This window comes from Bacillus sp. HSf4 (genome assembly GCF_029537375.1).
GTDB lineage: Bacteria > Bacillota > Bacilli > Bacillales > Bacillaceae > Bacillus > Bacillus sonorensis_A.
The window spans coordinates 2,107,538-2,127,120 of the sequence record NZ_CP120679.1; the positions used below are offsets into that span (position 1 = coordinate 2,107,538).

General features: G+C 45.0%; 15 protein-coding genes and 1 pseudogene. 3 read left to right on the plus strand and 13 right to left on the minus strand.

What is annotated here, in order from left to right:
* Positions 1–19 precede the first annotated feature (19 nt).
* The 4 genes from P3X63_RS10795 to P3X63_RS10810 are packed head-to-tail and all read right to left on the minus strand — an operon-like array spanning position 20 to position 5,368.
* Entirely contained in the window at positions 20–2,437 is a 2,418-nt protein-coding gene (locus tag P3X63_RS10795; protein WP_277692840.1) for a glycoside hydrolase family 31 protein, read from the minus strand.
* Between the two features lie 31 nt (positions 2,438–2,468).
* A complete protein-coding gene (locus P3X63_RS10800) occupies positions 2,469–3,764 on the minus strand; it encodes a TRAP transporter large permease (protein WP_277692841.1) in 1,296 nt (431 codons plus the stop codon).
* 35 nt (positions 3,765–3,799) lie between these two features.
* Positions 3,800–4,306, minus strand: coding sequence for a TRAP transporter small permease (locus P3X63_RS10805; protein WP_077736684.1), 507 nt, complete (start codon positions 4,304–4,306; stop codon positions 3,800–3,802).
* Between the two features lie 51 nt (positions 4,307–4,357).
* Positions 4,358–5,368 carry a TRAP transporter substrate-binding protein gene (locus P3X63_RS10810; RefSeq protein ID WP_277692842.1) on the minus strand — a complete coding sequence of 337 codons (1,011 nt, stop codon included), beginning with the start codon at positions 5,366–5,368 and terminating at the stop codon, positions 4,358–4,360.
* Between the two features lie 378 nt (positions 5,369–5,746).
* On the opposite strand from P3X63_RS10810, the gene P3X63_RS10815 reads away from it, so the two are divergent.
* Entirely contained in the window at positions 5,747–6,745 is a 999-nt protein-coding gene (locus P3X63_RS10815) for a LacI family DNA-binding transcriptional regulator (protein WP_277692843.1), read from the plus strand.
* Positions 6,746–7,136: 391 nt separating this feature from the next.
* Here P3X63_RS10815 and P3X63_RS10820 read toward each other — a convergent pair whose 3' ends face one another.
* The 4 genes from P3X63_RS10820 to P3X63_RS10835 all read right to left on the minus strand — a co-directional run bounded on the left by P3X63_RS10820 (position 7,137) and on the right by P3X63_RS10835 (position 9,970).
* The gene (locus P3X63_RS10820) at positions 7,137–7,658 is read right to left on the minus strand and encodes a GNAT family N-acetyltransferase (protein ID WP_277692844.1); all 522 of its coding nucleotides are present in this window, start codon (positions 7,656–7,658) and stop codon (positions 7,137–7,139) included.
* 110 nt (positions 7,659–7,768) lie between these two features.
* Positions 7,769–8,188 (minus strand): arsenate reductase (thioredoxin), encoded by a 420-nt coding sequence (gene arsC / locus P3X63_RS10825; protein WP_026587314.1) that lies wholly within the window; start codon positions 8,186–8,188, stop codon positions 7,769–7,771.
* Between the two features lie 18 nt (positions 8,189–8,206).
* Entirely contained in the window at positions 8,207–9,505 is a 1,299-nt protein-coding gene (locus P3X63_RS10830) for an arsenic transporter (protein ID WP_077736680.1), read from the minus strand.
* A 117-nt stretch (positions 9,506–9,622) separates the two neighbouring features.
* Entirely contained in the window at positions 9,623–9,970 is a 348-nt protein-coding gene (locus P3X63_RS10835) for an ArsR/SmtB family transcription factor (protein WP_026587316.1), read from the minus strand.
* Positions 9,971–10,628: 658 nt separating this feature from the next.
* On the opposite strand from P3X63_RS10835, the gene alr reads away from it, so the two are divergent.
* On the plus strand, positions 10,629–11,810 hold the full coding sequence (gene alr / locus P3X63_RS10840; protein WP_277692920.1) for an alanine racemase: 1,182 nt from the start codon (positions 10,629–10,631) through the stop codon (positions 11,808–11,810).
* A 161-nt stretch (positions 11,811–11,971) separates the two neighbouring features.
* The gene (locus P3X63_RS10845) at positions 11,972–12,697 is read left to right on the plus strand and encodes an endonuclease/exonuclease/phosphatase family protein (RefSeq protein ID WP_277692845.1); all 726 of its coding nucleotides are present in this window, start codon (positions 11,972–11,974) and stop codon (positions 12,695–12,697) included.
* Positions 12,698–12,724: 27 nt separating this feature from the next.
* Here P3X63_RS10845 and P3X63_RS10850 read toward each other — a convergent pair whose 3' ends face one another.
* From P3X63_RS10850 to pflB, 5 genes and pseudogenes are all read right to left on the minus strand, one after another.
* The gene (locus tag P3X63_RS10850) at positions 12,725–13,582 is read right to left on the minus strand and encodes a GRP family sugar transporter (RefSeq protein ID WP_277692846.1); all 858 of its coding nucleotides are present in this window, start codon (positions 13,580–13,582) and stop codon (positions 12,725–12,727) included.
* 138 nt (positions 13,583–13,720) lie between these two features.
* Positions 13,721–14,869: pseudogene (locus P3X63_RS10855) on the minus strand (glycoside hydrolase family 10-like protein); the annotation flags it as partial.
* 123 nt (positions 14,870–14,992) lie between these two features.
* Positions 14,993–16,195 (minus strand): DHH family phosphoesterase, encoded by a 1,203-nt coding sequence (locus P3X63_RS10860; protein WP_277692847.1) that lies wholly within the window; start codon positions 16,193–16,195, stop codon positions 14,993–14,995.
* A gap of 114 nt (positions 16,196–16,309) precedes the next feature.
* Positions 16,310–17,044 (minus strand): pyruvate formate-lyase-activating protein, encoded by a 735-nt coding sequence (gene pflA / locus P3X63_RS10865; protein ID WP_077736675.1) that lies wholly within the window; start codon positions 17,042–17,044, stop codon positions 16,310–16,312.
* A 53-nt stretch (positions 17,045–17,097) separates the two neighbouring features.
* Positions 17,098–19,323: a formate C-acetyltransferase gene (pflB, locus tag P3X63_RS10870; RefSeq protein ID WP_277692848.1), complete on the minus strand. Its 2,226-nt coding sequence runs from the start codon at positions 19,321–19,323 to the stop codon at positions 17,098–17,100.
* Between the last annotated feature and the right edge of the window lie 260 nt (positions 19,324–19,583).

Here is a 19,583-nt window from a genome sequence, read left to right on the forward strand (position 1 = left end):
ACATCCTCGTTTTTGAATTTCACCAGCAATTATCTAACGGCAAACTGTACGAAACCTGCTTGTTTTCATTATTCGGCGTGCTGCCATTGATCATCAGCTTTCTGTTTTCTGCCTTTGGCATATGAAAAGTGAGTTGATCATACGGAAGCTCATATGTGCCTTCCTTTCGAACAGACAGTCTGATTTCGTCTTCTGTTGTCTCCATGCCCACATGAATCAACGCGAATACGTGCCGGTATTCATTCGATATCCCATCATCTTCATACAGCCGGTAAAATGATTTTCCATTTCCTTGGCAGGGGAATAAAATAAAGCCTCTCTCATCCTTGTTCTTTGTTTGGAATGTCGCTTCTGCATCATTTACCGGTATAATCGCCCCTGCTTTTGCTAAAAGCGGAGTATGGTGTAACGGTGCCGGCAGTACGACTGTTTTTCCTCCTTCATACCATGTTCCAGTATGGAAATCGTACCAGCCTTGTTCATGCACTGGTAAATACACCTCCCGCTCCGTCATTCCTTTCTCGACAACGGATGCAACAAGCAGTGATTCACCCAGGATAAAATCGTCGTTTTCTGCAAATGTTCTTTCGTCATGTTCGAAATCATAAAATGTCGGACGAATGATCGGCTGATCGTTTTGGTGGGCTTCATACAGTGCTGTGTAAAGGTATGGGATGATCCTATGTCTGAACTTGATCAATTCTCTGACGGCATCGGTTGCTTCCGGATACATCCACGGTTCATTCACCGTTCCGTCATCGTTCCACGAATGAATCGTAAATCTCGGATGCATGATGCCGTTTTGCACCCATCGTACGAATAATTCCGGTTCCGGGGCAGAGCCTGAGAATCCGCCGACATCATGGCCAAAATTGTATATGCCTGATAGGCTTAAGCCGATGCCTGTTTTGATGTTATATTTTAATGTTTTCCAGCTTGTGCGGTTGTCACCTGTCCATGTTTGTGCATAACGGTGCATGCCGCAGCAGCCGGATCTTGAGATAAGGTACGGGCGCAATTTCGGATTGTATTCCAGCTGCGCCTCGAAAGACGCTTTCATCATCAGAAGCGGGTGAAGCGCGCGTATCAGTTCAAAATCCATTTCTTTGCCGAAGCCGTGGCACTTGGCATTTTCGCTCCATATTTCAAACTCGTTATTGTCATTCCAAGTCGAATCAACACCATATTCAAGCAGCCTTTCTTTTACTTGGGCTTTCCACCAGTCGAACGTTTCCGGGTTCGTAAAGTCTAAATAAGCTCCGATATCATCCCAAAATTGGGCTGTTTCAGGCTTTTGCGTTTCATTGTTGATGATGAACATCTCTTTTTCCTGTAGTTCATCAAAGTACGGATGATCCTTTAGCAAACACGGTTTAATGTTTGCGACTAAGCGTAAGCCCTTCTCATGAAAGTGTTGAACCATCTCTTTTGGATCCGGGATTTTGGAATCGTCCCAGGTAAAAACATAACGTTTGTCACCGATCGAAGTGTATCCTGACGATAATTGGAACGAGTCGCATAATATATCATGTTTTTCACAAAGACGAACGAAACGTTTTAATTGTTCCTGAGCGTTTGGCGCATCGGTGTAGCTCATCGTTGAGCCCGAGTAGCCCAAACTCCATTTCGGAGGCAAAACGGTTTTGCCTGTTATCCAGGAGAACTTCTCAACAACATCTTTTATTTTCGGTCCTGCTATGAAATAGTAGTCTAAGTCTCCTCTTTCCGCTTGATAATAACGATACAGTCCATGATAGTTATCAAGCTCGGCGCCCATATCAAAAATAGAGGCTGATAGATTGTCATAGAATATGCCATAGGAAATACCTGTCAGCTTATTTCTCGTCATATAAAATGGGATATGTTTGTATAGCGGATCTGACCACTCCGCATCGTAACCCATCGCATCTATATTTAACATCCGGTAGCGCTTGCCGTGTTTATCGAGATTGCCGGTTTTTTCGCCAAATCCAAAGTATTGGTCTTGAAGATCGCGTTGTAAATAATGGTGTATACCTTTTCCCAAAGCACCGCCAAAGTTATATGCTTGTGTTTGCCGATCGTTTGCAGCATTGATCCATTCAGAGCCATTGTGAAAAAACCAGCTGATCTTGAACCCGTTCAATTGAATATGAAGCTTTAGCTTGCCGGTTTTCACGATAAAAACGTCTTCGATTTGCCGGGATTCGTATTGGGGTAATGTGAATCCTCTCGTGTCTAAACGATGGCGGCCCTCCACCGGCACGTCGGTTTGCCCGGGTGCAACGCTCCACGTTTTTTCAAGGGTTGGCGCTCCTTCCTCCGTCAACCAAATCCGAATCACATCTTCTTCAAGAATGAAGATTTTCGCTTGGGTATCCCCTTCATTTAAATGAAAATGCAGTACATTATTTTCTTCCTTTACAAATGTAAACTTATAGGCTTCTTTAATTGCCATGAAACCGATGCCTCCCTCTTTTTTTTGCGTTTTAAAGTCCAAATAATTGAGGCAGCATTAAGCTGATTTGCGGAACATAAGTCACGAGTAAAAGGACGATGATGATGGCGGCATAAAATGGCAGAATCGGTTTAACCACTTGTTCAATCTCAACATTTCCTATGCCGCACCCGACAAACAGCGCACTCCCCACAGGTGGCGTGATATTGCCGATACAAAGGTTAAAAACGAGCATGATCCCAAAATGAACAGGATCCATACCGAAGCTTTGAACAACTGGCAGAAAGATTGGAGTAAATATTAATACGGCCGGAGTGATGTCCATAAATGTGCCGATGATGAGCAGAATGATATTCATCATCAGCAGGATGATGATTGGATTATCGGTCAATCCTAACATGCCGCTGCTGATGGCTGCCGGTATCCCTGTAAAAGCCAGCACCAATGACAGCATCGTTGAAGTCCCGACCAAGAACATAATTACAGCCGTGATTTCAACCGTTTCCAGCAGCATTTTGGGAAGCTGTTTCAATTGAAATGTCCGATAAAAGAGCGACAACAATAAGGAATAAACAACCGCTATTGCTGCTCCTTCGGTTGCCGTAAATACACCGGCGATAATACCGCCGATTACGATCACAATAAGCAGCAGGCTTGGAATCGCTTCCAAAAACACTTTAAAACCTTGGCTGATCGGAATTTTTGAGGCTACAGGATATTTCTTCTTTTTTGCAATCAAGCAGGCGACGGCCATTGTAGCCATTCCCCATAAAATTCCGGGCAAGTAGCCAGCTACAAACAAAGCGGCTACAGACGTTCCGCCGCTAACGAGTGAGAAAATGATCAAAAGACCGCTTGGCGGAATAAGCAAACCCGTCGGCGCTGAAGCAATATTGACTGCAGCAGAATAAGCCCGGTCATATCCTTCTTTTTCCTGAAGCGGTGACATGACCCCGCCGATGGCCGCCGCACTAGCCACGGACGAACCGGAAATGGAACCGAAAAGCATATTCCCGACGACGTTTGTATGCGCCAGCGAGCCGGGCAATCTGCCGCTGAGCAGCTTTGCAAAGTGAATGAGCCGGATCGCGATCCCGCCATTATTCATCATAATGCCTGATAAAATGAAGAACGGTACCGCTAATAAAGAAAAATTGTCAATCCCTGTGACCATTTTTTGGGCCGCTGTGAAAATGGCGACATCAAAAGGAAAAATGGCAAGCATCGTCACAATCGACGCCGCCGCAATACTGACAGAGATCGGTACACCGAGAAACAACAAAATGAAGAATACCGCCGCTAAAATGAGGCTTGCTTCAATGGCCATAACGTTTCCCCCCTTTTGGTCTGAAAAAGATTTCGTCACATCTTTTCTGCTCTTTCTACATATTCACCTGATTTTTGTTTTCTATATAAATGTTCATATAAATCGGCCAAGCTGTACCCCATGATGAGGACGCCTGCCACAGGAAGTGAAAGATAAACATACCCAACCGGAATTCCTAATGCCGCTGAAGATTGCCCCATTGTGATGAATACCGCTTTCAAACCTCCCAACACCATCACAATCAGAGCAAAAGCAACCAAAAGAATCTGAATGATAAGATGAACGAAAACCTTTGTTCTAGCTGGGAGTTTTCGAACGAGCCATTCAATGGCCAAGTGCTTTTTTTTCGAAAATGCATAGGCACCGCCCAGCATCGACACCCATATTAACGAATAACGCAAAAATTCTTCTGAAAACGTACTAGGAGTATTCAGCACATATCTCGTAAATACTTGCCATATCGCGACCAGAACCATCACTGCCATCAATGTAACTGTCAAACATTCAATCGTTTTATCCACTGCTTTTTTTAAAGTGTGCATTTATATCCCTGCCTTATGAAAAATGATCCGAAATCCCTCATACCTGCAGCGTCACTTTAAATTTTTAACTTTCGCGCGAATGTTCCTGTAGTATGTTCCAGTCGATTTTTTATTGGCAAACTGATCATGGAGCGGACTTACCGCTTTCCGGAATTGTGCTTTGTCCGGCTTGTGAAATGTTACACCCATCTTCTTTGCTTTTTTTACCGCTTTTTCGGTTTCCTCAGCCCAGACGATTTTATGAAACGCCGTAGATGTTTTCGCAGCTTTCATCACCGCATTCTTTTGCTCTTTTTTTAATTGATTCATCTTGTTCAAGTTCATGATTAATATATCCGGCACCATCGCATGCTCTGTGTAGGAGTATTCCTTGGCCACCTCCCCATGATTGCTGCTTGTTAAAGCCATTTCATTGTTTTCGGTGCCGTCAATGACATTTGACTGCAATGCCGTATAAACCTCACCGTAAGCCATTGGGGTAGGTGCTCCCCCCATTAATTCAACCATCCGGATCGCGGTGGCGCTCGGCTGCACCCGAATTTTTAAACCTTGAAGGTCGTCTGGATGCATGATGGGCTTGTTCTTTGTATAAAAGTTTCGTGATCCGGCATCATAGTAGGTTAACCCGATGAATCCCAGGCTTTTTGTTGTTTGGTAAATGTCTTTTGCAATATCACTGTCCATTACTTCGTAGAAATGATCCTTGGTGTCAAATAAATACGGCAGGCTGAAGAGTGAGTAAACGTCGGAGAAGCTTTCCAAAGCGCTTGCACTTACTTTTGCAATGTCGACTGCCCCTGTTTGTGTCAATTCGATCACTTCACGTTCTGAACCGAGCTGAGCATTAGGATACAATTGCACTTTAACGGCGCCATTTGTTTTCTTTTCCACTTCTTTTGAAAATTCAACTAAAGACTTGTGGGTGGGATGCGCCTCATTATGATTATGGGCGAGCCGCAACATGACCGTTTTATCAGCTCCTTTTGCATCAATGCTTTTACATCCCGTAAGCATTCCTGAAACTAAAGCGCATATGAAAAACACAGATAGGATTTTTCTCATGATCTCCCCTCCTTAAATGGCATAATGTTTCAGATTTTCTTGCATTGTCTTACAGTCTGATCGGTTTTGATAGCGTTTACATTCTTTCTTAAATGGCGAATGGGGCGCCTCAAATGAAAGCGTCTTAAGGTTTACCCTCCAATCATTGGGTTGTGTTATTTTAAATCAACCTCCTTCCCGTTGCTTTAACAACGTTGTTAAAAATAAGCCGCATCATCTGGAAAAACGTTTTAACAACGTTGTTATTTTAGGTGTCAAATTTATGTGATTGTTATTTCATGAAGTATCATTTATAATAACAACGTTGTTATTATAAATGATAAAGTTCTTTTTGAAAATTTTCAATATTATATTTTTAAATCTTTTGGAGGATCCAAAATGAATGTAACAATTAAAGACATCGCACGGGCTTCCGGTGTAAGTTATTCAACTGTCTCAAAAGCTTTGAGAGACAGTCCTCTTGTTAAGCCAGAGACAAAGAAAAGAGTCCTGCAATTTGCCGAACAATTAGGATATACTCCAAATTTTGCAGCGAGAAGCTTGGCATCTAAAAAAAGTCAAACGATCGGCCTTGTCTGGCCCACAATTGAAAGGATCGCTTTATCAGCTCTTGTTACAAAAATAAATGAAGTCGTGGAAAAAAACAATTATTCAATGATTTTGTCTGTGAACAATGCGAAAGAAGCTGTGGAATTGTTTAAGAGTTTTCGTGTGGATGGAATCATGATTTTTGAAGAAGGCGGTGAAACTCAACTGGGCACTGATGCAACTGTAACCATCCCCATCTTATCCTATGGGGTGTCTGGTGGCAACACACATCCGATTGTCGATGTAAACCATAAAAAAGCGATTTTCAAAGCGGTTACGCACCTGTATCAATTAGGCCACAAAAACATTAGTTATGTCGGTGACCTATCCCCTGATGACAAGCGTCAAAGCGAAAAATATAAAGGTTTTGAAGAGGTCATATTGGCGACCGGTTTGAAATTAAATCAAAACAGTATGGCAAACACGAATGGGTTAAGTTGGTATGACGGTTATTCGGCCGCCAAAAAACTTTTGCAGCAATCTCAAAAACCAACAGCGATTATTAGCGGAAGCTATGATATCAGCGTAGGGGTTTTACGAGCCGTAAAAGAGCAGCGCTTAAACATTCCCAAAGATTTATCTTTAATTTCCTATGATAATATTCCGCAAATGGCAAGCCTTGAAACCCCGTTGACTAGCGTAGGCGTTCCCATCGATCAATTGGCGCACAAAATGGTCGATTCTTTGCTGTCTCTGATTCGTGAGCCCAATTCAATCCCTTTAACACAAAAAATGGACCCTGAAATCAACATCCGCATGTCTTGTGCCCCTCCAGCGGCTGTCACCTAAACAAAAGATAGGGCAAAGCGTGTTCTGCGTCTTTTTTTAAAGTCGAAAAAGTCGTTCATCATAGTTTCCCCCGTAAAAAAGACTATGCAACCAGTGTGCTTCGGTACTTTTCCGGAGCACACTGGTTCGCTCTTCCCCTGCACTCTTAATAGTGGTTTTAGAGCGGCAAATAAAGTCTGCCTTGACTTCTTTTAAGGACTTGCCCTCACGATTTTTTACCCAATCTTTAAGCAGGGTTGAACTCCGAAGCCTTCATTCATCAGATCATGCATGATCGCTTTTGTTTCTTTCCTCATATATCTTGCCGGTATTTATCTTAAACGCTGAACAGAATGTTGTCCGCCTTTTTCAACTAAGATCCCCTAGTCAAATCGAAGTAATCAGGGACATCTCATTGTAAAACGTCCTTAATATCCGCCCAGCCTATGGCGATAGCTTTCACATGCATGTTGCCGTAGCGGATTTTTTGGGAGGCGAATGTCCTTCCCCCCAATCTTTTATAAAAGGCGGCTGATGGATTATCGGCCAATACCCAAACCATCAAGGAATTCATGTTTTGCTTTTTGAGCTCCCTTGCCACAGTCTGCATCATCCGCCGGCCGATTCCCTGCTTGTGATACCGCGGTAAAAGATAAATCGCGGACACTTCACCTTGATATGCGCTGTGCTGCAGGCGGCTCGGCCCTCCTGAGGCAAAGCCTGCGATGCTGCCGCCTGTCTCCTCTGCAACAAAGACAACCTCTTGATCGTTGGGATCGCTTAAAGATGTTTTCCAAAGGTCTGCCTGTTTTTTGAGTGAAAGTGTTGATAATGTATCGTCCGGCAGAATTCCTTGATATGCCGCTCTCCAGGTTTCCACATGAACGTTTGCGATTTGGTCGGCGTCCTCCGCTTTAGCTTTTCTGATGATCATACTTGTCCACTCCTATCAAGTCCTTACGTAAGATTATAACATGGGCATGCTTGTTTCCGGTTGAAATAAAAAAAGCCCAGATTGATTTCAATCTGAGCCCTGTCTGTGAATTATTCGCCGTCTTGTGCAAAACGCTTGATCCGTTCGCCGATTTCATCGCGCACCCGCTGGAAAAATGCCCATTTTTCTTCTTCGGTTCCCTCAGCTTTTGCCGGATCGTCAAACCCCCAGTGTTCGCGCTTGACGTGCGGCGGTGTCATCGGGCATTTGTCAGCCGCGTCTCCGCACAGTGTAACGACAAGATCCGCATTGTTTAAAATATTTGGATCAATGATATCTGATGTCTGTCCGGAAATATCGATGCCGGCTTCCTTCATGGCTTTTACGGCATTCGGATTTAATCCGTGCGCTTCAATGCCCGCGCTGTGGACGTTCCATTCGTTTCCAAGGTATTGTTTCGCCCAGCCTTCAGCCATTTGACTGCGGCAGGAGTTGCCTGTGCATAAAAAATAAATGGTTTTCTTTGACATAGTTCATCGTCTCCTTTTTTAATGGATGAAAAGCAGCCAGACATAAAGTCCGACAAGTGTGATAAAAAGTGTAGGAATCGTTAAAATGACGCCTGTTTTAAAATAGGTTCCCCAAGAAATCCTCACGCCTTTCAATGAAAGGACATAAAGCCATAAAAGCGTCGCCAGGGAGCCGATCGGCGTGATTTTCGGACCGAGGTCGGAACCAATCACATTGGCATAGATCAAGGCTTCCCTCATGATGCCGTGGGTATCCGTGTGCTGAATCGCAAGCGCATCGATCATAACCGTCGGCATGTTGTTCATGACAGCAGACAGTATGGCTGCGATGAAGCCCATGGCAATCGTCCCCGCAAACAGTCCGTGATCAGCGGCAGCTTCTATCACCTGTGAAAGGACAGCTGTTAAACCCGCGTTTTTCAGTCCGTATACGACGACATACATGCCAATCGAGAAAAAGACGATCGCCCAAGGAGCGCCTTTCAGCACTTTTTTCGTTTCAACAGCCGGACTGTTTTTCGCAGCCATTAAGAAGATGACGGCAATCACCCCCGCAATGATGGATACGGGTATGGAGAAGAGCTCACTGACGAAATAACCCGCTAAAAGGACGGCCAATATGAACCATGACAAGCGGAACATCTTCCCGTCTTTAATGGCCTCCCCCGGCTGTTTCACATATGTCATATCATAATGACGCGGGATGCTCTTCCGGAAAAACAAATAAAGGACGATCATGCTTGCAACAAGGGAAAACAGATTTGGAACGATCATCCGTCCCGCGTATTCGATAAAGCCGATATGAAAGAAATCGGCCGAGACGATGTTAACAAGGTTGCTGACGACAAGCGGCAGTGATGTGGAGTCGGCGATAAAACCGCTTGCGATGATAAAAGGAAACACCAGCTTCTCCTCAAAGTTCAGGGCGCGCACCATGGCGAGAACGATCGGAGTCAATATTAAAGCAGCTCCATCATTGGCAAACAGTGCGGCGACAACGGCACCCAAGACGGAAATATAGATAAACATCCGAATGCCGTTTCCTTTTGCTGCCTTTGCCATATGTAAGGCAGCCCACTCAAAAAATCCGATTTCATCCAGTATCAGAGAAATAATGATAATCGCCACGAAGGCTAAAGTTGCGTTCCAGACAATACTTGTCACATCTAGAACATCCTGAACATTAACAACTCCCGCGATGAAGGCCAAAACAGCTCCCCCGCAGGCCGACCAGCCGATGGATAAATTTTTCGGCTGCCAAATGACGAATATAAGCGTCAGCAAAAAAATGATGATGGCTAAAACCGCAGACGTCAATTGTAATCCTCCCTTGCCTATTGATGGTCCTTATTTATATAATAAATTGATTATATAAAGGGGTGTTTATATTGAGAATACAGGAGGCCAACCGGACATTGAATGCTTTCCCTCCTATTAACTGCACGAAACAGGTTTTTCTTTCGATTTAACGGCTTGAAAAATTTCATCACCGTCATCAAGCTGTTCCACAATGCTAAGCACTAATTCCCGTGCGGGAAAATCGTCATTGAGAGAATAGAACCGCCATTGCTCCCTTCTTTCTTCCTTGATCATGTTTGCTTTCTTTAACTTTCGCAAATGCTGGCTGATCGCGGGCTGGCTCGTTTCGAACATGTCGACAAGCTGGCAGACGCAATACGATTTCTCCTGCAGCAGTTTCAGCATGAGCAGCCTGGTTGGATCGCTTAACATCTTCATGCAGTTGACAGTGCTTAAAGAATCAAGCTTTGTTTGTACAGCCATAGCAATGGTCCTCCTCATGTTTGCCTGATGATTTCAGTCAGTATTATATAATTAATCGTTTATATAATCAAGAGTTGATGAAAAATATTTTTCCTTCTCCATTTGTGTTCACTCATCATGGCATCGAGCTGGCGATCATAATACGGCTAAAATCATCGTCTTCAAAGTAGAAGTTATATCCAGCTGTATTATGACTTGTCAAGCAGATGATGATTCCACATAGACATCCCCATATGATGAAGCCGTTTGTGTAAAAAAAGCCAAAAAAAAAGAGAACACCTGCATGAATGATGACGATTAAAGGCACCGTGAAGATCGGTTTAATATGCGGCAATAAGATCCCCTCCGAAGGAAATGATGCGATAATCGCCCTGTTAACTGGAATGTTTCCGAAGTCTGTTTACGGCTTTTGCCCGATCAATTGACTGCTTCCCTCATTAGTATTGCAACACTTCCGGAAGCCATTTTTTCCTTAATGCGTGTTTAAATTCACGTATCACTCTGCAGCCTTGCCTGCTATTTCAAAGGTTTGCTGTCGAATGATTTCAGGTGAAGTTGAATAAAAATGAGATGGAAGCACCCAACCATTGATGTCAGGGAATTTATCAAACGGACAAATGCGCTTGATACTACTCTATTAAGAAGGAAGGAAGCGTTGATGAAAAAGCTTTGCCGAGAAGTTTGGGTGGAAGTCGATCTTGATGCCATTAAGAAAAATTTACGTGCCATTCGCCGTCATATTCCAAAGAAGAGCAACATTATGGCTGTCGTAAAAGCGAACGCTTATGGTCATGGGGCGGTAGAAGTGGCGCGCCATGCACTGGAATATGGAGCGAGTGAGCTCGCTGTTGCCAGCCTGGAGGAAGGAATCGAAATACGAAAAGCGGGGATTAAAGCACCGATCCTTGTGCTCGGTTTTACACCCCTTAGATGTGTGAAAGAGTCAGCAGCTTGGAATATTACGTTATCGGCATTTCAGGTTGGTTGGATTAAAGAAGCGAACGAGATATTGGAAAAAGAAGCGGAGACGAAGCGGTTGAATATCCATATTAATGTGGATACTGGCATGGGGCGATTAGGTGTACGGACAAAAGAAAAGCTTTTAGAAATCGTGAAAGCACTTACGGCAAGTAAATTCCTTAGATGGAAAGGGATCTTTACACATTTTTCCACAGCCGATGAGCCGGATACGACACTCACAAGAGTACAGCACGATAAATTTATCAGTTTTCTTCGTTTTCTAAAAGATCAAGGCTTTGAGCTGCCCGCAGTTCATATGAATAACACGGCTGCATCTATCGCTTTCCCGGAATTTAGTGCTGATATGATTCGTTTAGGTATAGGTATGTATGGATTATATCCTTCAGCCTATATCGAGCAGCTGGATCTCGTGAAGCTTACACCTGCCTTAAGTTTGAAGGCGCGTATCGCTTATGTGAAAAAAATGTTGACAGAACCGCGGACCGTCAGCTATGGTGCTACATACATTGCAGACCCCGGGGAGGTCATTGCTACACTCCCGGTCGGCTATGCTGACGGTTATTCCCGTGAACTGTCCAATCGAGGGGTTGTTCTTCATCGCGGAAGACGAGTGCCGGTTGCAGGAAGAGTGACAATGGACATGATCATGGTTAGTTTAGGAGAGAGTGAAGGTAAACAAGGAGAGGAAGTCGTGATTTACGGCCGGCAAAAGGGAGCTGAGATTACCGTTGATGAAGTTGCCGAAATGCTTGACACGATTAATTATGAAGTTGTATCTACTATAAGCCGCCGCGTCCCTCGAATTTATATTCGCGATGGTGAGATTTTGAAGGTGTCGACTCCAGTATTATACGTGTAGCTTTTGATCGGCATTGGAAGATCGCCGTCAATTTGTCATCACCGCCGCCCGACAGAAATCCGTGTCGGGTTTTTTCTTGTCCATAAGGAAGAGTTCGTGGGATATTTTGCCTTATCCGGAGACAAAATACTTTTAAGATGACAAAGAACAGGCGGGATTTTATGAACATCACCATTATGACATTTAATATCCATCATGGAAAAGGCTCTGATAAAAGGTTGGATTTGGAACGGATCGCTCAAGTGATCGCTGAAAGCGATGCCGATATTGTCGGATTGAATGAAGTGGATCAACATTTTTCCAAAAGAAGCCATTACGAAGATCAAATCGGCTGGCTTGCATCGCAATTAAAGATGCACCATGCGTTCAGCCCGTCACTTTCCTTGAGCACAGGTCCCTCCACACCTAAAAGGCGGTATGGCAATGCCTTGTTGACGCGTTTTCAGATTGTTCAACAACAGCATCATTTGTTTAACTTGATCGCGGGGCTCATCGAGGGAAGGTCCTTGCTTGAAGCGGATGTGGAAATCGGGGGACGGATTTTACGGATCTTTGTGACGCATTTGAGTTTGAATCCATTTCTGCACCGGAAGCAAACAGACTTTTTGCTGCAAAGAATCCGAAAACGGGAACAGCCGGCGGTGGTGATGGGTGACTTTAATATGAAACCCCATTCAAGAGATTGGAACAAAATCACCGGAGAGCTACGCGATGTTTGGAAAGAAGCCGGAGACGGCCAAGGATCCACCTATCCGTCGCATCGTCCAAATAAGCGCCTGGACTATCTCTTTATCAGTCCCTCCCTTCACGCGTCAGCCGCTGAAGTTGCGGCGAATGATCCGGCTGCATCCGACCATCTGCCGCTCTTAGGACGGATTGACATTTAAAAGACGGCTGATTATCAGCCGTCCTGCTTATGCTTTGGCTATTCCTAAAAAGACTCCGGCCGTCACAATCAAAATAATGCCGATGACGATTCCGATCAGCTGCCGCTTCGTCTTCTTTTCACCGAGTATAATAATGCCGCCGAGCGTCGAAATGACGATCCCCATTTGCGACAATGAAAAGCTGGTCGCCACGCCGACCCGCGGCTGAGAAATGAATAAAAACAAGTTTCCCGCCGCCCAGATTAAGCCGGGGATAATATTTTTGATCACGTAAAAATTAAAAGGTTTGTGTCTGAATGTTAAAATCAAGCCCCCGGCCACCATACCGATGGCCTGTGGGAACAGAGCGGCCCAGCCGCTGACATCAAAGAACCGGACAACAACGACATAGACGAGGTAGCCTAAAGTGGAGATCAGCAAAATGATGATCCCTTTTTTCATGTTGCCTGTGGCTTCCTCTGTTTTTCGGCTGCGGTCTTCGAGCGATGTCAAGATGATCCCGACGATGATAAATATCAGCGCTAATACGCCGAGGATGATGGAGATCGTTGTCGCCCACTCATGAAATACAAGAACACCGAACAGCGATGTGGATACGAGTTGCATCCCGGTTGAAATCGGCATCGTTTTGGAAACGCCGATTAATTTAATGCTTCTCAGCTGATTGGTTTGGCCGAGCGCCCAAAACACTCCGGACACAATGCCTACGGCAAATATGCGCGGCGATAATTCAGGCTGTACGACTAAATAGACCCCGATTGAAAAGATTAAGGCTCCGATTGTCGTTCCGAGGACTTGGCTGTAAGGGCCTCCCCCGAGTTTTACATTGAAGAGAACAATGCTTCCCCAGAAGACTGCTGGTAAAATTGCTAAGAAAATGTCCATCTGATTAAAACCTTTCCTTTAGAGTCTTTATGTATTAAGGTGCGCCATAAAGGGGAATTTTAAAACAAAAAATCCACTTTGAATTAAATCAAAATGGATTTTTTGTTTTAAGAAGATCGATTTTTATTGATCATGGTTTGCGGAGCTGGCAAGCCACGGCATCTCGGGAATGAGAGCCGGGTGATGGTAAAGGTCATTGATCAACCTGTCCTTTATACCGAGCGGGTTTCGATTTAAATCCTTCAGGCTGAAATGAATGCTTCCCGGGATGTCAGAAGAGCGGTTTAATGCGATCTGTCTTGGGTATTCTTCAGGGTCTGACCATGCTGGATCAGCGTTTTGGTTGATCTTATAGGCCGCTTGTCCAATATATAAATGAATGGGGCGACCTTCCGTTTCATGTTTCCACCAATCGACCAATATGTCATAGCTGGCTGGTGCAAAACCGATGCTCCAATAGATTTGCGGGGCAATATAATCAAGATAGCCCTGCTTGATCCATTCCCGTGTGTCTGCATAAAGGTCGTCATAGTTTGTCATTCCGGCCGTCGTATTCGAACCGGTCGGATCATCCGCCTTGTTTCTCCACACACCGAATGGACTGATGCCAAATTTGACGCATGGTTTTTCTTTCTTAATGGCGGCATTGATCTGTTTGACAAGCTGGTTGACGTTGTCCCGCCGCCAATCATCGATATTTGCAAAGCGGTCCTTGCCGTATTTCTCATATGTGTCCTGATCAGGAAATTCTTTACCTGCGATTTTATAAGGATAAAAATAGTCGTCCATATGAACGGCGTCAATATCATAGTTTTTGACGACTTCTTCAATACCTTTTACAATGAAGGTCTGTGCTTCGGGGATGCCGGGATTATAGTACAGCTGGCTGCCATAGGCGACGACCCATTCCGGATGTTTTCTGGCCGGATGATCTGCGGAAAGCCTGTTTACATCCGTATGATTCATCGTGATCCGGTAGGGGTTGAACCATGCATGAAATTCAAGCTTTCTTCGATGTGTTTCATCCAGCAAAAAACAGAGCGGATCATATCCCGGGTCTTTCCCTTGGATACCAGTCAAATATTCTGACCACGGACCGTAAGACGAAGGATAAAAAGCGTCGGCTGTCGGCTTGATTTGGACGACGACAGCGTTCATTCCCATGTCCTGAACGTCATCTAACAATTTGATGTATTCTTCTTTTTGCTGGCTCACTGTGAGTCCTTTTTTTGAAGGCCAATCAATGTTTGTGACGGTGGCGATCCATACCGCACGCAGCTCTCTCGCTTGACTTGTGCCGCACATCGCTTTCATGCACATCTCCCCTTTCGAAAAATTCGAAACTTTCTGTTATTATATGCCAAACCGTTCGATTTGTATATAAAAACAGACTAAGGCAAAACGTGTGCCTTAGTCTGTTTGTTTGATGAACTGTTGAATTTGCTGCATGAGAAACCGGATATATGCCTCATCCCTGACGAGCCATGCCGCATAATTCCTTTTCATAAACCGTTCAGCTTCCTGAAACGAAGCAAATGTTTCATTTTGCGTCACACCGTTTAATTGGATCTTCCACCCGCGGCCGCTCGGAAAAAGAAAAAATTGATCCTCTTCTCTGTTTGTATAAAGTGATCCGTATTCGGACTCTTTCAGGTTATAGATGTTTTTGAAGGCGTCCGCTCTCAAAGGCTCTATCGGGAACGGCTCTGTCACATACAGTCTGAACACGTCGTCTGTCAACGGGCAGCCGGCCGCTTTAGCATGCCCTCCTCCGCCAAATCCGGCGGCGATTTCTGATACATCGGTATCATCGTGAATCGTGCGGAGGCTCACCTTTTTGCCGCCCATATTTAAGATGGCAATGTAGTCGAGATGCGGGTATGTTTTACCAAGTTCGTTTCCCACCTCTGAATGGTAAGCCTCGGCGTGAACGATACCGACACAGTGGGCATTGATGAAGGTTTGCACGATTTCCCGCCTTTTCCTGCGGATATATCGTTCGATTTTTCCCTCTTCCATATCCAATATTTTTTCTTCGAATTCGTCAAAAGAAAATTCATCATTTTCCTTAAGTCGACGGACCATTTTATCTTCAAATTCATCAATGGACACAAGAAAAAACAAGTCATTCAGACGCTTCGCCTGCTGGTTGCCCGCCTGTTCCCATTCCCAGGTGTCGTATTGACGGACAAGTTCGACAAATTGATCCAAAGCTTTTGATTGCGGGATGAGACCGTTGTCCAGCAGATATTCATAAAAAAGCGATGTGGCTGAAGCGAGCCGGCCGTCTTCATATTGAACTTTGACCATGCCCCATGGGTGCTCATTCAAATGGAGCGCCGTTTTGTGGTGGTCGATCAGTTTGACCTTTCCTCCGGCTTCCGCATACTCGCTCAGCTTTTTTTCGTTTTCCTGATGGACGGACAAATCGGTTATCCATAATCCGTCATGATGCTTCCCTTTTTCTTTCGCTCTGTCCAAAAACCGTTCGACTTGCATATCCAGCCCGGTGACAGAGTTATAGCGGACCTCCACCTGTTCGCCAAACGCCACTTTCGCGATGATTCCGCAGCCGACTCCGTCCAAATCATTATGAGAATACAAATGGTACATGCTGCCGCCCACCTTGCTTATTTTTTCGCCCTGTATTCTCCTGTTGGAGACGGGCGTCTTTTCTTAGCTGATATCTGTTTTACTATTGTAAAAATGCAGCGGTTTTATACTCTGTTATGTGATTTGGGCGGTTAAGAGTCTGTAGGCGTTTTCGACACGCTCTTCAGCCGGGGGATCAATACCTTTTAATGGGTATTCGATTCCGAGCGCTTCCCATTTATAAACGCCGAGCTTATGATACGGCAGAACTTCCACTTTTTGAACATTCGACAGGGTGCCGATAAAGCGGCCAAGCGCGATTAAATCTTCATCAATATCCGAGATGCCGGGAACCAATACATGACGAATCCAGACAGGAACTTGATGGTCGTTTAAGAAGCCGGCGAAATCCAAAATGTGGTCGTTCGCCATCCCTGTCAGCTTGATATGCTTTTTTCGATCGATATGTTTTATATCAAGCAGGACAAGGTCGGTGTATGTCATCAATTCCGCGATCTGCTTTTGAAATGAGGACGCTGTTGAATAGCATCCGCCGGAAGAGTCAAGAGCCGTGTGAATGCCGTGCTTTTTACACGATTTGAACAGCTCTGTTATAAAGGGAAGCTGCAGCAGCGGCTCGCCTCCGCTGACCGTGATCCCGCCGCCCGATGATTGGATGAACGGGAGGTACGATTGGATGTCGCGGACGATTTCAGAAACCGACATTTGTTTTCCTGATCCAATCTCCCAAGTATCTGCATTATGGCAAAATTGACAGCGTAAAAGACAGCCTTGTGTAAAGATGACGTATCGAATCCCGGGGCCATCGACCGTACCAAAGGTCTCAATCGAATGAATGTTTCCCAACATGTGAAGATCGCCTCTTTTCCGGGAGCGAAGCAGGAAAGCTTCGCCCCAATTGCTTACATTGATTCATGGAATGTTCTGCTGATCACGTCCAATTGCTGCTCTTTCGTCAGTTTAATGAAGTTGACCGCGTAACCTGATACACGGATGGTCAGCTGCGGGTATTTTTCAGGGTGTTCCATCGCATCAAGCAATGTCTCTCTGTTGAAGACGTTCACATTTAAGTGATGTCCTGTTTTTGCAGCATAGCCGTCAAGAATGCTTGATAAATTAACGGCGCGGGTTTCTTCATCTTTGCCGAGCGCTTTCGGGACGATGGAAAATGTGTTGGATATACCGTCCATTGCATAGTTGTAAGGCAATTTCGCCACGGAAGACAGAGAGGCGAGCGTTCCTTTTGAATCGCGGCCGTGCATCGGATTTGCACCAGGGGCGAACGGTTCGCCGGCCCGCCGTCCGTCCGGTGTATTTCCCGTTTTCTTGCCGTAAACAACGTTTGATGTGATCGTTAAAATCGACATCGTATGAAGCGACCCGCGGTACGTTTGGTGCTTGCGGAGCTTTTTCATAAACCGTTCGACAATGTCGACAGCTATGCTGTCCACACGATCATCATTGTTACCGTATTTCGGGAAATCACCTTCTGTTTCAAAGTCAACAGCGAGGCCATTTTCATCGCGAAGCACTTTTACTTTGGCATATTTGATAGCGCTTAACGAGTCGGCCACAACGCTTAGTCCCGCGACACCGGTTGCCATTGTCCGCAGAATGTTTGTATCATGCAGAGCCATTTCAATTCTTTCGTAAGAGTACTTATCATGCATGTAATGGATGATGTTCAGCGTGTTGATGTACAGAGCGGCAAGCCATTCCATTGTCTGATCAAACTTGTGCATGACTTCTTCATAATCGAGTACATCTGAAGCGACCGGCGGCATTTCAGGTGCGACTTGAACCTTGTGTTTTTCATCTTTTCCGCCGTTAATCGCGTAAAGAAGCGCTTTCGCGAGGTTGGCGCGGGCACCGAAAAATTGCATTTGCTTGCCGATTTCCATTGCGGATACACAGCAGGCGATACCGTAATCATCGCCATATTCAGGTCGCATGATATCATCATTTTCATATTGAATGGAGCTTGTTTTAATCGACATTTTCGCACAGTAGTGTTTAAAGTTTTCAGGAAGCCTGACAGACCAAAGCACGGTCAAATTCGGTTCAGGTGCAGGCCCCAAGTTATCAAGCGTATGAAGAAAGCGGAACGAGTTTTTCGTAACAAGAGCCCGTCCGTCATGTGCGATCCCTCCGATCGATTCTGTCACCCAGGTCGGATCTCCGCTGAACAATTCATTGTACTCAGGTGTGCGGGCGAATTTGACCAGGCGCAGCTTCATGACGAAGTGGTCGACGAGCTCCTGGGCCTCCTGTTCTGTCAACACACCGTTTTTAAGATCTCTTTCGATGTAAATATCAAGGAAAGTCGATACGCGGCCAAGGCTCATCGCGGCTCCATTTTGCTCTTTGATGGCTGCCAGGTACGCGAAGTAGAGCCATTGAAAAGCCTCTTTTGCATCGGCGGCCGGGCGGGAAATATCATAGCCGTAGCTTGATGCCATGGCCTTCAATTCATTCAAGGCACGGAGCTGCTCAGACAGTTCTTCGCGCAGGCGGATATTTTCCTCCGACATGAGCGGGCTGGTTTCCTTTGCATCTTTCTTCTTTTCATTGATTAAAAAGTCTACGCCGTAAAGTGCGACTCTGCGGTAATCGCCAATGATGCGTCCGCGTCCGTATGCATCAGGAAGCCCGGTGATAATCCCGACTTTTCGCGCAAGCTTCATTTCATCCGTGTAAGCGTCAAAAACACCTTGGTTATGGGTTTTCCGATAATCTGTAAAGATTCTTTCCACTTCATCATCCAGCTTAAATCCGTATGACTCGCATGCCTGCTTCGCCATGCGGATGCCGCCGAAAGGCTGGAGCGAGCGCTTAAACGGTGCATCTGTTTGGACGCCGACTACTTTTTCTAAATCTTTGTCCAAATATCCTGGATTGTGAGATGTGATCGTGGAGACGATTTCCGTATCCATATCAAGGACTCCGCCGTTGTCCCGCTCTTGTTTGCTTAAATCCATGATTTGGTCCCATAATCTTGTTGTGGCTTCTGTTGGAGATTCGAGAAACGATTCGTCACCCTGATAAGGCTCGACATTACTGAGGATAAAGTCCCGGACATTGACTTCTTTTTGCCACACATTTTCAGTGAAACCCTTCCATTGTTCCATTTTCATCCACCTCTTTTTGAATCAATTTAATATAACAGCTGTTACCTCTATATCTTATGGTTAATATAACAGACTTGAATGTGAAAAAAGTCACACAATCTTGTGAAATACTTAACAAGTTTGCGAAAGTTCTTTGAACATCTACTATTTAACGTGTTAGAGCGTTGGTTTACAGAATGACAATGTACTATAATAAGTAGCTTTTCCACTAAACTGTTATATAAAATATGTATAGCTCTGTTTGGATCACACAAATAAGC